This is a genomic window from Actinophytocola sp., from assembly GCF_035942955.1.
Lineage (GTDB): Bacteria > Actinomycetota > Actinomycetes > Mycobacteriales > Pseudonocardiaceae > DASYTH01.
Window position 1 is genome coordinate 1 of the sequence record NZ_DASZCQ010000042.1, and the last position, 12901, is coordinate 12901.

General features: G+C 72.6%; 10 protein-coding genes. 6 read left to right on the forward strand and 4 right to left on the reverse strand.

All coding sequences use genetic code 11. The features are described from left to right. Positions 1-1665 (reverse strand): class I tRNA ligase family protein (locus VGX25_RS03710; RefSeq protein WP_326916147.1); only part of this gene is annotated, 1665 nt, incomplete at its 3' end. A gap of 174 nt (positions 1666-1839) precedes the next feature. Here VGX25_RS03710 and VGX25_RS03715 point away from each other — a divergent pair. Then, positions 1840-2235 carry an SdpI family protein gene (locus VGX25_RS03715; protein ID WP_326916148.1) on the forward strand — a complete coding sequence of 132 codons (396 nt, stop codon included), beginning with the start codon at positions 1840-1842 and terminating at the stop codon, positions 2233-2235. Here VGX25_RS03715 and VGX25_RS03720 read toward each other — a convergent pair. Both VGX25_RS03720 and VGX25_RS03725 read right to left on the reverse strand, forming a co-directional pair. Further along, positions 2216-3091 carry a hypothetical protein gene (locus VGX25_RS03720; protein ID WP_326916149.1) on the reverse strand — a complete coding sequence of 292 codons (876 nt, stop codon included), beginning with the start codon at positions 3089-3091 and terminating at the stop codon, positions 2216-2218. The two genes, VGX25_RS03715 and VGX25_RS03720, sit on opposite strands and share 20 nt — an antisense overlap. Before the next feature lie 51 nt (positions 3092-3142). Beyond that, the gene (locus VGX25_RS03725; RefSeq protein WP_326916150.1) at positions 3143-3724 is read right to left on the reverse strand and encodes a YqgE/AlgH family protein; all 582 of its coding nucleotides are present in this window, start codon (positions 3722-3724) and stop codon (positions 3143-3145) included. Between the two features lie 396 nt (positions 3725-4120). Here VGX25_RS03725 and VGX25_RS03730 point away from each other — a divergent pair, with 396 nt between their 5' ends. Further along, complete coding sequence (locus VGX25_RS03730; protein WP_326916232.1) at positions 4121-5380, forward strand: MFS transporter; 1260 nt, start codon at positions 4121-4123, stop codon at positions 5378-5380. Here VGX25_RS03730 and VGX25_RS03735 read toward each other — a convergent pair. Further along, positions 5358-6791 carry a CCA tRNA nucleotidyltransferase gene (locus VGX25_RS03735; protein ID WP_326916151.1) on the reverse strand — a complete coding sequence of 478 codons (1434 nt, stop codon included), beginning with the start codon at positions 6789-6791 and terminating at the stop codon, positions 5358-5360. The genes VGX25_RS03730 and VGX25_RS03735 overlap by 23 nt on opposite strands. A gap of 90 nt (positions 6792-6881) precedes the next feature. On the opposite strand from VGX25_RS03735, the gene VGX25_RS03740 reads away from it, so the two are divergent. From VGX25_RS03740 to VGX25_RS03755, 4 genes are all read left to right on the forward strand, one after another. After that, on the forward strand, positions 6882-7409 hold the full coding sequence (locus VGX25_RS03740; RefSeq protein WP_326916152.1) for an NUDIX hydrolase: 528 nt from the start codon (positions 6882-6884) through the stop codon (positions 7407-7409). Beyond that, positions 7406-9547 carry a DUF6049 family protein gene (locus tag VGX25_RS03745; protein ID WP_326916153.1) on the forward strand — a complete coding sequence of 714 codons (2142 nt, stop codon included), beginning with the start codon at positions 7406-7408 and terminating at the stop codon, positions 9545-9547. Before VGX25_RS03740 ends, VGX25_RS03745 begins: the two co-directional genes overlap by 4 nt. Before the next feature lie 68 nt (positions 9548-9615). After that, the gene (murJ, locus tag VGX25_RS03750; protein ID WP_326916154.1) at positions 9616-11235 is read left to right on the forward strand and encodes a murein biosynthesis integral membrane protein MurJ; all 1620 of its coding nucleotides are present in this window, start codon (positions 9616-9618) and stop codon (positions 11233-11235) included. A gap of 69 nt (positions 11236-11304) precedes the next feature. After that, positions 11305-12867 (forward strand): protein kinase family protein, encoded by a 1563-nt coding sequence (locus VGX25_RS03755; protein ID WP_326916155.1) that lies wholly within the window; start codon positions 11305-11307, stop codon positions 12865-12867. Positions 12868-12901: the final 34 nt, after the last annotated feature.

Below are 12901 nucleotides of genomic sequence, written 5' to 3' on the forward strand. Positions count from 1 at the left end.
CTCCGGCACCTGCGCGAGCGGCGAATCGCCGCGGCCGGTGAACTGCGCGACCTTCGGGAGCTCCACCGGAAGCTGATCGTCGGGAACCGGCACGATCCCGTCTTTCTCGCAGTACAGCATCGGGATGGGCGTGCCCCAGTAGCGCTGGCGGGAGATCAGCCAGTCGCGCAGCCGGTAGTTGACCTCGAAGCGGCCGCGGCCCGTTTCCTCCAGGTAGGCGATGACGTCCGGCAGTTGCTCCGGCATCCGCTTGCCGTCCATCGGGCCGGAGTTCACGAGGATGCCGGGGCCGGGGTAGGCCTCGGTCATCGTCGCCGGGTCGAGGTCCGGTTCGCCCTTGGGCTGGACGACGACCCGGATCGGCAGGTCGAAGGCGCGGGCGAACTCGAAGTCGCGCTGGTCGCCGGCGGGGACGGCCATGATCGCGCCGGTGCCGTAGCCCATCAGCACGTAGTCGGCGATGAACACCGGGATCCTGGTGTCGTTGGCCGGGTTCACGGCGTAGCTGCCGACGAACACACCGGTCTTGTCCCGGTTCTCCTGACGGTCCAGGTCGGACTTCATCGACGTGGCGCGGCGGTAGGCGGCCACCGCATCGGCCGGGGTTGCCGCGCCGCCGGTCCATCTACTGTCCACATCGGACGGCCAGGCCTCGGCGGTCAGCGTGTCCACCAGCGGGTGCTCGGGCGCCAGCACCATGTACGTGGCGCCGAAGACCGTGTCCGGCCGGGTGGTGAACACCTCGATCGCGGTGTCCGCGGCGGGGAACCGGATCCGGGCGCCGTGCGAGCGCCCGATCCAGTTGCGCTGCATGGTCTTGATCTTCTCCGGCCAGTCCAGCCGGTCCAGGTCGTCGATCAGCCGGTCGGCGTAGGCGGTGATCCGCATCATCCACTGGCGCAGGTTCTTGCGGAACACCGGGAAGTCGCCGCGCTCGCTGCGACCGTCCGCGGTGACCTCCTCGTTGGACACCACGGTGCCCAGGCCGGGCACCCAGTTCACCGGCGCGTCGGACAGGTAGGCCAGCCGGTAGGAGTTGATGATCTCCCGCTGCTCGGCCACGGTCAGCTCGCACCAGCCCCGACCGTCCGGTGTGGACCGCTTGCCCTGCGCGAACTCCGCCTCCAGCTCGACGATGGACCGCGCCTTGCCGGCCTTCTCGTCGTACCAGGAGTTGAAGATCTGCAGGAAGATCCACTGCGTCCAGCGGTAGTACTCCGGGTCGATCGTGGAGATCCGGCGGCGCTCGTCGTGCCCAAGCCCCAGCCGGCGGATCTGCCGCAGGTAGGTCTGGATGTTGTCCTCGGTGGTCTTGCGCGGATGCTGGCCGGTCTGCACGGCGTACTGCTCGGCCGGCAGCCCGAACGCGTCGAAACCCATGGTGTGCAGCACGTTGCGCCCGCACATCCGGTGGAATCGGGCGAACACGTCGGTGCCGATGAACCCAAGCGGGTGTCCCACGTGCAGGCCGGCGCCCGACGGGTACGGGAACATGTCCTGCACGAACAGCTTGTCCTTTGGCAGCGGTCCGGCAAGCGGCCCCACCGGGTTCGGCGCGTAGAAGCTGCCGTGCTCCTCCCAGTACCGCTGCCAGCGGCGCTCGATCTCGCCGGCCAGCGCGGCGGTGTACCGGTGGGCCGGTACCGCCTCGGCGGCGTCAGTCATCGCGGTCCTCCCGATGCCGGTCGGCGAACAGAACAAAACCCCTCCGCCCGCGACGGGCGTGAGGGGCTGCCGCGCTGACCACGTCGGTCGGTCAGCGCGGCGTGATAAGGAGCAGGCGTGCCGTGCTCATGACCTAAGGGTAGCGCCCTGGCACAAGCCGCTTAGCATCGAGGCGTGCTCATCCTTGCCACCGTCGCCGTGCTCGCCGGGTTGGTCGTCGCCACCGTTGGCGTGCTCGGCCTGCGCGAACGCCTGCCCCGCAACCGGTTCTTCGGGGTGCGCACCGCGGCGACGCTGCGCGACGAGGAGACCTTCCGGCTGGCCAACAGGATCGCCGGGCTGCCCGGCGTGGCCGGCGGGCTGGTCGCCGTGCTTGCCGGGCTCGCCGGCTACTCGGCCGGCGCGCTGATCGCCGCGCTCGGGTTGGTCGGCATGCTCGCCATCGCCATCGGGGGCGGCGTGCTCGGCCACCGGGCCGCGCTGGCCCTGCCCGAGCCCACACCCGAGGCGCCGGCCGGATGTGGCGGCTGCGCCTGCGGGAAGTGCGTGATCACCTCCGCGAGCAACTGAGCCGCATCGGGCCGGCCGCCCCGCTGCCGGTCATCTGGATCATCACCTCGGCGCTGCCCACCTCCACCGCGACCGCGTCGACCCAGCGCCCCCGGTTGGCCGGTTGATCGACGGAGAACCGCCCGACGCCGTCGCCGGGGTGCTCGAACCGGTCGGCGACGTCGTACCACACCAGCCCGGACGCGTCCGGTGAGTTCGGCACGAACACGTCGACGGCACACCGCCGGGCGGCGCGCCCGTCGAGCATGAAACGCCATTGGAACGAGTTCTGCGGGTGGCTGGAGTACAGCACCCGGTCGTCGCACCCGGCCACGGCCGACGCGCCGTCGCGGGCCGCGCGCCAGCCGTCGTCGCCGGGCGCGTCGACGATCCGCGTCTGCCGGGTGAAGTCCATGCCGCAGCCCGGCCCCGCGGTGGCCAGGAACTCCGGCGGCCGCCCGGTCGGGATCGTGGTCGGCGCCGGAGTCCAGGCCACCGGATGGTGCTGCGGGACCGACGGCGTGCCCTTCACCAGGATCACCCCGGCGCCGGCGAGCACGACGAGGCCCGTGGCCACCAGCACCAGACGCGGTCGCCGCCGGCGCGGCCGGGCAACCGGCCGGCCCTCGGACAGGGCCCGCCAGCGGTCTGCCCAGTCCGCCACGTCCCCGCCGCACGCGCTGACGTAGGCCAGGGTCACCGTCAGCGGCGGCAGCTGATCTCCCACCACGGCGGCGGCCAGGATGGCGGCGGAGTAGCCGGTCTCGCCGGCCAACGCCGCAAAGCTCGGATTTCCCGCGCGGCGGCGGAGCTCCCGCAGCCCGCGCGCGAAGTCGCCGAGCCCGCCGCCCGGCACCCGCAGCTCGTGTTGGCCCACCGTCGCCCCCTCACACCCGCCATACGACGGGAGTTCGGAGCCGATGGGCGATCAGTTGGTCCGGACGTCGCCGGGATGGGTGGCGAGCAGAGCGAGCGGCATTCCCTGGCGGCGCAGTACCCGCCCCCACAGGTCCTCCTCCGGCGGGGCGAGCACGTCGTTGGGTAACGCCGGCACCACGATCCAGTCACCCCGGGAGATCTCGCCGGCCAGCTGACCCACGTCCCAGCCGGCGTACCCGGCGAACACCCGTAAGCCTCGGACCTTCGGCACCAGCATGGTCGGATCGGAGTCGAGGTCCACGAGGGCGACCGGGCCACGCACTCCGATCAGCCCGGTCACCGCCGCCGCGTCCTCACCGGTGCGCATGGCGGCAAGGCAGATCGCGGTCTTCTGCTCCACCGGGCCGCCGACGAACACCGACCCCGGCCGGCTGACGTGCGGTCCCCAGGTAGGCAGCACGTCGTCGACCGGAACGTCGCTCGGCCGGTTCAGCACCACGCCGAGCGTGCCCTCGCCCCGGTGGTCGATGATGAACACCACGGTCCGCCGGAAGTTGGCGTCGAGCAGGCTGGGCGCCGCAACGAGCAGGGTGCCGGGCTCGACCTCGGCGTCCGGGTGCACGCCGGACATGATTACATCCGCGCGGGCCTCGGGAACAACCTGTAGGTCCGGGTCGTTGGAGTGTTGGTCGGCGCCACCGAGTCCCCCGGGCCCAACCAGTAACCGCCGTCGTGGAATACCGTCCGGCTGGAGCCACGATGCGCATTTTCGCCGAGAGGCGACCGGGCGTCGGTCTGCCGGGCGGCCCCGTTTCGCGGGGCCGCCCTGGCCATGTGAGCGGAGCTTGCGGAGCGAACCATCGAACACTCCCCTGCCACCGAGGAACGAGGTGGCAGGGTTTCGGATCATCCCCGCCACACGGTTGAGGTCGTAGGCTGAGAGCCCGTGAGTACCTCGGCGCCATCACCCGCCTCGGCGGCGATCCCGTCGCCGTCGGTGGATGAGCACGGCCACCACCACGACCGGATCGGCCCGCGCCGGCTGCTCGCCTTCCCCGGGTTCCGGCGGCTGCTGTACAGCCGGTTCGCCGCGCAGTGGGGCGACGGCCTGTTCCAGGCCGGGCTGGCCGGAGCCGTGGTGTTCAATCCCGAGCGCGGCGCCTCCCCGCTGGACATCGCCGCCGGGTTCACCGTGCTGCTGCTGCCGTACTCGATCGTCGGCCCGTTCGCCGGCGCGCTGCTGGACCGCTGGGACCGCCGGCGGGTGCTGGTCGGGGCGAACCTGCTGCGCGGCGCCCTGATCCTGATCTCCGCGGCGTGCGTCGCGCTGGGCGTCGGTGGCGCGGCACTGCTGGTGCTCGCGCTGGTCGCGGTCGGCGTCAGCCGGTTCGTGCTGTCCGGCCTGTCCGCGTCCCTGCCGCACGTGGTGCCGGTGCGCAACCTCGTCGAGGCCAACGCCCTTGCCGCGACGCTCGGCGCGATCACCGCGGTGATCGGCGGGATCTGCGCGGTGTTCCTCCGCGGGTTGTTCGGCGCGGGCAACGTGGGCTCCGGGCTGACCATCGGGATCGCCGTCCTCGGCTCGGTGCTGGCCGCCACGTTCGCGGTCCGGTTCGCCCGCGGCGCGCTCGGGCCGGACGAGGTCGACGAGCCCGCCGTGGCCATGCTCGCCGTCGCAAGGGGTCTGTTCGACGGCGGCCGGGCCGCGCTGCGCGCGCCGACCGTGACCGCCGGGTTCGTGGCGCTGTTCGCGCACCGCGCGGCGGTGAGCATCTCGCTGCTGATCGCCGTGCTGCTGATGCGCTACAGCTTCACCGACATGGGCGTGCTCCGGGCCGGGATGCCGGGGTTGGGGCAGATCCTGGCGGCGGGCGCGCTCGGCGTGCTGGTCGCCGGGTTGACCACCGCGCGGATCGTGGCGCGGCTCGGCCGGCGCCGGACGATCATCCTGGCGCTGATGGTCGCCGCGGCGACCCAGGCCGGGCTCGGGCTGCCGATGCTGCTGCCCACGGTCATCCTGGCCACGTTCCTGATCATCTACGCCGGCCAGGTGATCAAGCTGTGCGTGGACGCCGCCGTGCAGCGCGACGTCGGCGACGAGGCAAGGGGCCGGGTGTTCGCGCTGTACGACACGCTGTTCAACATCACCCAGGTGGTCGCCGTGACGCTGGCCGCCACGGCGGTGCCGCTCGACGGCCGGGCGCCCGACCTGATCATCGTGGCCACCGCGCTGTACCTGCTTGGCCTGGCCGGTTTCCTGCTGCTCAGCCGTCGCCCGGCACGCTGAGCCCCTGCGCGCGCGCCCAGCGCAACAGCTCGGCGACCGCCTCGTCGTGCTCGAGCGGCCCGCGGTCCAGCCGCAGCTCCTTGAGGTGCGTCCACGCCTTGCCGACCAGCGGCCCCGGCGGGATGCCGAGCAGCCGCATGATCTCGTTGCCGTCCAGGTCCGGGCGGACCTTCGCCAGGTCCTCCTCGGCGGCGATCCGGGCGATCCGGGCCTCGAGCTCGTCGTAGGTCCGCTGCAGCGCCATGGCCTTGCGCCGGTTGCGCGTGGTGCAGTCGGCCCGGACCAGCTTGTGCAGCCGGGGCAGCAGCGGCCCGGCGTCGGTGACGTAGCGGCGCACCGCGGAGTCGGTCCACTCGCCCCGGCCGTAGCCGTGGAACCGCAGGTGCAGGAAGACCAGCTGGCTGACGTCGTCGATGATCTCCTTGGCGTACCGCAGTTCCCGCAGCCGCCTGCGCGCCAGCTTGGCCCCGACCACCTCGTGGTGGTGGAAGCTGACCCCGCCGCCTGGCAGGTGCCGGCGGGTGTCCGGCTTGCCGATGTCGTGCAGCAGCGCGGCAAGCCGCAGCACGAGGTCGGGCTCGCTGCCCGGCTCCTCGAGCGCCACCGCCTGGTCGAGCACAACCAGCGAGTGCTGGTAGACGTCCTTGTGTTGATGGTGCTCGTCGATCTCCAGCCGCATGGCCGGCACCTCGGGCAGCACGTGGTGGGCCAGCCCGGTGTCGACCATCAGCTCGACGCCGGCCCGCGGCGCCGTGCCGCAGATCAGCTTGGTCAGCTCGGCCTGGATCCGCTCGACGGTGATCCGGGTGATCTGGCCGCTCATCGCGGTCATCGCCGCCACCACCCGGGAGACCGGCCGGAAGCCGAGCTGGCTGACGAACCGGGCGGCTCGCATCAGCCGCAGCGGGTCGTCGGCGAACGACTCCTCGGGCGTCGCCGGGGTGTCCAGCCGGCGCTCGGTCAGCGCGGTCAGCCCGCCATACGGATCGATGAACCGCTTTGTCGACAAGTCGATCGCCATCGCGTTGACCGTGAAGTCCCTGCGCACCAGGTCGTCGGTGATCGAGTCGCCGAACCGGACCTCCGGGTTGCGGCCCACCCGGTCGTAGGTGTCCGACCGGAACGTGGTCACCTCGCAGGTGATGCCGCGCTTGCTGGCCCCGACCGTGCCGAACGCGATCCCGATGTCCCAGACGGCGTCGGTCCAGCCGGACAGGATCCGCATGATCTCGTCCGGCCGCGCGTCCGTGGTGAAGTCCAGGTCGGTCCCGAGCCGGCCGAGCAGCGCGTCGCGGACGCTCCCGCCGACCAGGTAGAGCCGATGACCGGCCTCGGCGAACCGGCCGGCCAGCTCGGTCGCGACGGGCGAGATACGCAACGGTTCCACCGTGACGGCGCGGGACTGGGACATAGGAATCGAGCGTATCCGCCCCGTCCCCCCGTTTGCCGGCACACCTCCGTGCACGGTCCGCCCGCCATTGGTGACACTACGATCGCGGATATGCCCACCTCGTCCGGCCGATCTCGCGGTGCCCGCTCCGGGCGGCGAAGCCGCCGCCGCGGCCGCCGGGTCGCCGCGGTGGACGAGACGTCGGCCGGCGGCGTCGTGCTGGACGCCCAGAAGGCCAACGTCGCCCTGATCGGCCGCCTGGACCGGCGCGGCCGGCTGCTGTGGTCGCTGCCCAAGGGGCACATCGAGGAGGGCGAGACACCCGAGCAGACCGCGGTGCGCGAGGTGGCCGAGGAGACCGGAATCTCCAGCGAGGTGCTGCGCCCGCTTGGCACCATCGACTACTGGTTCGTCGCGGACAACCGGCGCATCCACAAGACCGTCCACCACTTCCTCATGCAGGCCACCGCCGGCGAGCTGTCCGACGCCGACATCGAGGTCACCGAGGTGGCCTGGGTGGCCCTCGACGAGCTGGACGGGCGCCTGGCCTACGCCGACGAGCGCCGGCTGGTCCGCAAGGCGCGCGAGCTGCTGGCCGTCGAAGCGACCGGACCGAAGGACCACGAGGACACCGCATGAGCCTGACCCGCAGCCGCGTCGTGATGGCGATCGCCGCGGTCGCGCTGGCCGTGGTCAACCCGGTCGGCCTGGCCGCCGGCCAGCCCCAGCCGGTGCCCGAGTCGCCGAGCCGGATGCGGCTGGAGATCGACACGCTGAGCCCGAGGGTGATCACCGCGGGCACCCCGACCGTCACCGTCACCGGCAAGGTCACCAACACCGGCGACCGGCGCATCGACAACGTGAAGGTGCAGCTGCGCCGGGGCGAGCCGCTGACCACCGAGCAGGAGCTGCGGGACGCCCGCAACCAGCTGACCGACTCCGCCGTGTCGCCGTTCGTCGAGGTCAGCAGGTCGCTCGAGCGGGGGCAGAGCGCGCCGGTCAGCCTCACCGTCGACGTCCGCGGGACCGAGCGCTCGCTGCGCATCAACGAGCCCGGGGTGTACCCGCTGCTGGTCAACGTCAACGGCGCGCCCGAGTTCGGCGGCCAGGCCCGGCTCGCCGCGGTGTCCGTGCTGCTGCCGGCCCTGGCCATCCCGGGCGGCCCCACCGTGTCGCCCCCGGCCGACCCGACGCGGCTGGCCATGCTCTGGCCGCTGATCGACGACCGCCCGCGGCTGCCGGCCGACGAGGGCCTTGCCGACTCGGTCGCGCCCGGCGGCCGGCTCCACGGGCTGGTAAACAGCGTGGAGCGGGCGGCGGCCGGCGCGCCCGACCTGCTCGACGCGCTGTGCTTCGCCGTCGACCCGGACCTGCTGCAGAACGTCATCACGCTGGCGCGCTCCAACGGCCGGGGCGCCCCCGAGGCGAAGACCTGGATCGAGCGGGTGCGCGCGCTGACCGCCGACCAGTGCGTGGTCGCGGTGCCGTTCGCCGACGCCGACGTGGTCGCGCTGTCCCGGGCGGGCGCGGTCGACCTGGCGAAGCTGGCGGTGACCAGCGCGACGATCGTGGGCTCCGAGCTCAGCCCGGCGCGTCCGCTGCCCGGCGTGCTCTGGCCGGTCAACGGCGCGATCGACCAGCGCACCCTGCTCGACCTCGCCGATACCGGCACGACAACGGTGCTGGCCGACCCCGCGCACCTGCGCCACCAGCAGGGCAAAGCGCCGTACCTGGTCGGCGAGTCGGCCGGGGCCGGGACCAGGGCGGTGCCGATCGACACGCTGGTCTCGTCGTTCCTCGACGACGGGCCGAACGCCCTCACCGGCGTCACCAGCCAGCCGGCCACCCCGGCGGAGGAGCGCCCGGTGTCCGTGCAGAACGGCCTGGCCGCGCTCACCTTCCGGGCGGCCTTCGCCGGGGCGCGCGGCGGCACGCTGCTGATCGCGCCGCCGCGCCGGTGGGCCGCGCCGGCCAGCGAGCTCGGCGTGCTGCTGGACACCCTGCGGCAGGTGTTCGCCGCCCGGCTGGCCGAGCCGCAGCGGCTCGCGCAGGTGGTGTCCGGCGCCCCCGGCGGCACCGCGAGCGGGCTGGACTACGGCGCCCAGGATTCCTCGGCGGAGATCACCCCGTCGGCCACCGCCGAGGTGGTCCGGATCAACAACGCGCAGCGCGATCTGGCCCGCGCGATGCAGGTCGACGACACCACCAAGGTCGACCCGCAGACCATGGTGAGCCCGATCCAGTACGGGCTGCTGCGGGCCACCTCCACCGCCTGGCGTGGGCAGGGCGACCAGGCCGACCGCGCGGTCGCCGCCGTCGCCGGCCAGCTCGACGCGCTGCGCGGCCAGGTCACCGTGGCCAACCCGGGCCGCCCGCTCACCCTGGCGTCCGGCAACAGCCCGATCCCGGTGCTGATCAGCAACGCGCTGCCGGTGTCGGTGATCGTGCGGATCAGCCTCGGCGAGACCCCGGGGCTGCGTCCCGAGCCCATCCCGGACGTGGTCATCCCGGCCCGCCTATCGGTCAACCGCTACCTGCCGGCCGAGGTGACCAGGGCCGGCCGGTTCACCATCGACGTGTCGCTGTCCACCCCCGGCGGCACCGAGCTCGGCACGCCGGCCCGGCTGGAGCTGAGCTCGACGGCGTACGGCGCGGTGACCCTGATCCTCACCGGCACCGCGGCCGCCGCCCTGTTCCTGCTCGTCGGGCTGCGCATCTACCGCCGGGTCCGGCTGGCAAGCGCCGGCGGGCAGCCGATCGAGGAGCGTGCCGACTGAGCGCGGCGAGGACGATGCGTACGGCGGGGGGTGGGCGCCCCCCTCTGCACCCCGGACAATCTCCTCCCGTGACCCGCGGCGCCCGCACCGACAGCGGGCCCTCGCTCGCCCGATCCAGCGGCTCGCTGGCGATCGCGACGCTGGTCAGCCGGATCACCGGGTTCGGCTGGAAGGTCGTGCTGGCCTGGGTCGTCGGCTTCTCGGTGGTCAACGACTCGTTCACGGTGGCGTCGAACTTCCCCACGATCATCAACGAGCTGCTGCTGGGCGGCGTGCTGACCAGTGTCGTGGTGCCGCTGCTGGTCCGGGCGCAGAAGGAGGACCCCGACGGCGGCCAGGCCTACACCCAGCGCCTGCTCACGGTCGGCTTCGTCGTGCTGCTGACCGGCACCGTGATCGCGATCTTCTGCGCGCCGCTGCTCACCGCCGCCTACACCAGCGACTCCGAGTCCGCCAACCCCGCCCTGACCACCGCGTTCACCTACCTGATGCTGCCGGCCATCGTGTTCCTCGGGCTGAGCGCGATGCTGATGGCGATCCTCAACTCCAAGCAGCGGTTCGCGGCCACGGGCTGGGCGCCGGTGCTCAACAACGTCGTCATGTTCGTCGTGATCGGCCTGTACGCGGCCATGCCCGGTGACATCACGCTCGACCCGGTGCGGATGGGCGACGCCAAGCTGCTTGTGCTTGGCCTTGGCTTCCCGGTCGGCATCGCGTCGCAGCTGCTGGTGCTGGTGCCGGCGCTGCGCCGGTCCGGGTTCCGGTTCCGCTGGCGCTGGGGCTGGGACCGCCGGCTGGCCGAGTTCGGCGGCCTGGCGCTGTGGGTGGTGGCCTACACGCTGCTGGGCCAGCTCGGCCTGTCCGCGGTGACCAACGCCGCCACCTCCGGCGCGGCCGGCGGCGCCGCGATCTACTCCAGCGCCTGGCTGCTGCTGCAGTTTCCGTACGGCGTCATCGGTGTCTCGCTGCTGACCGTGATCATGCCGAGGATGAGCGCGGCCGCCGCCGACGGCGACTACCGCGGCGTGATCGACGACTTGTCGCTTGGCAGCCGGCTGTCGATCGTGCTGCTCGGTCCGCTGTGCGCGCTGATGACCGTGCTCGGCCCGCAGATCGGCATCGCGCTGTACTCCATCGGAAACGCCGGCCCGGACGCCACCCGGCTCGGCCTGGCGATCACCGCGTCGGCGTTCGGCGTGCTGCCGTACGCGATCGTCATGCTGCAGCTGCGGGTCTTCTACGCGATGAAGGACGCCCGCACCCCGACGCTGATCATGGTGATCATGATGGCGGTCAAGGTCCCGCTGACCTACCTGTGCCCGCAGGTGCTCGAGCCCCGGGCGGTGGTCTACGGCCTTACGTTCGTCAACTCGCTGACGTACGTCGTCGGGATGATCGTCGGCGAGCTCTGGCTGCGCTCCCGGCTCGGCCGGCTGGGCACCGGCACGGTGCTGCGCACGCTGATCAAGACCCTGGTGGCCGCCACCTGGGGGGCCGGGGTGGCGCTGGCGCTCGCGCTGCTGTTCCGCGCCGGCCTCGGTCCGCAGTCGGCCGCCGGGGCGTGGTTGTCCCTGATCCTCGGCACGCTGGCCGGCGGGCTGGTCATGTTCGGGCTGATGACCCTCCTCCGCGTGCGGGAGGCCGGCGCCGTGACGGACCGAATCACCCGTCTGGTGCGCCGCCGCTAGCCGCGAAGACCGGCACGTCGACCCTGGTTTCACGTACGCTCGTGGGCAACGCGGAGCGCGGAGAGTGTGGTGACCACGAGGCGGACCGAGTACCCGGGCGGCGAGGGTAAGCCGGCGCTGCCGGCTACCGATCTCCTCGTGCCCGGCGCCGTCGTCGGCGAGGGCCGGTACCGGCTGCTCGCCCAGTTCGGTGTGGACCAACGGATGCCGGCCCAACTCTGGCGGGCCCGCGACGGCCAGCTCCGCCGCGACGTCGCGCTCACCGCGCTGGTCGGCGATCCCAGCGACGCCGAGGCCGCCCAGGGCGCGCGCCGCACGCTCGAACGGGCCGCGCACGCCGCCCGGCTCAGCCATCCCGGCATGGCCAGGGTGCTCGACGTGCTCAGCCTCGGCAACGGGGTCGGCTCCACCGAGGGCATGCTCGGCATGATCGTGGCCGACTGGACGCCGGGCACCGACCTGATCGACCTGATCTCCGAGCATCCGCTGCCCGGCGGCACCGCCGCGCGGCTGCTCGAGCCGCTGGCCTCCGCGGTCGAGGCGGCGCACCACGCCGGACTGGTGCTCGGCGTCGACCATCCGCAGCGGCTCCGGGTCACCCCGGAGGGCGCGCTGCGGCTGGCCTTCCCCGGCCCGCTGCCGGACGCCACGCTGCGCGACGACATCAAGGGCCTCGGCGCGATCCTGTACCTGATGCTCACCGGCACCTGGGCGTTGCCCGGCGGCCCCGACGGTCTTCTGCAGGCGACCACGGGGCCCAACGGCGCGGTGATCCCGCCGAGCGCGCTGCGCCCGCACGTTCCCGAGGAGCTGTCGGCGGCGGCGGTGCGCAGCCTGGAGGACACCTCGGTCGGCGGCATCCGCACCAGCACCACGCTGATCGGCGTGCTGGACCGGGTCGCCGAGGTGGAGGAGCCGACGGAGTTCCTCAGTCCGGTCGGCAGCGTCGTTCCCGGCGCCGAGGACGAGACCACGGTCTGGACCACCCGCCCGCCGGTGCGCGACAAGGCCCGCACCCGCAAGCTGGCCATCGGGGTTGCCGCCCTCGGCGTGGCCACGCTCGGGGTGCTGATCTGGATCGGCACGCTGCTGGTCGGCTTCTTCAGCGACGACACCTCGACCGCGGGCGGGCCACCGCTGGACAGCAACCAGACGCAGCCGGCCGACCCGGGCAACTCGCAGAACAACGCGCCGCAGCCGGCCGGACCGATCCGCCCGGCGGGCGTCGAGGTCTACAACGTCAAGGGCGACCCGGACAACGCCAAGCGGGCCAACAACGCCGCGGACGACAACCCGCGGACGGCGTGGAAGACCTCCAAGTACAAGCAGCAGTTCCCGTCGTTCAAACCGGGCGTCGGCCTGATCGCGTCGTTCGCCGAGTCCGTCCAGCTCGCCACCATCGTGATCGAGTCGCCGAGCGCGGGCACCGTGGTCCAGATCCGCACCGCGCCGTCGGACAGCCCGGATCTCGACGAGACCAAGGTGATCGGGGAGGCCACCCTCGAGGAGGGCCGCACCGAGATCCAGCTCGAGAAGGCCGAGCCGACCCAGTGGGTGATCATCTGGATCACGCAACTGGCCGATGGCAACGTCTCCGAGATCACCGAGCTGGGATTCGTGCGCGCTCAGTAAGCGCGGTCTGAGCCGTTACGCCCGGTACCGATAT

What these genes read in the sequence shown, in the direction of transcription:
- VGX25_RS03725 (WP_326916150.1), bottom strand. Translation starts at nt 3,724, where the DNA reads ATGTCCGGCGTGCACCCGGACGCCGAGGTCGAGCCCGGCACCCTGCTC.
- VGX25_RS03735 (WP_326916151.1), bottom strand. Translation starts at nt 6,791, where the DNA reads ATGTCCCAGTCCCGCGCCGTCACGGTGGAACCGTTGCGTATCTCGCCC.
- VGX25_RS03740 (WP_326916152.1), top strand. Translation starts at nt 6,882, where the DNA reads ATGCCCACCTCGTCCGGCCGATCTCGCGGTGCCCGCTCCGGGCGGCGA.
- VGX25_RS03745 (WP_326916153.1), top strand. Translation starts at nt 7,406, where the DNA reads ATGAGCCTGACCCGCAGCCGCGTCGTGATGGCGATCGCCGCGGTCGCG.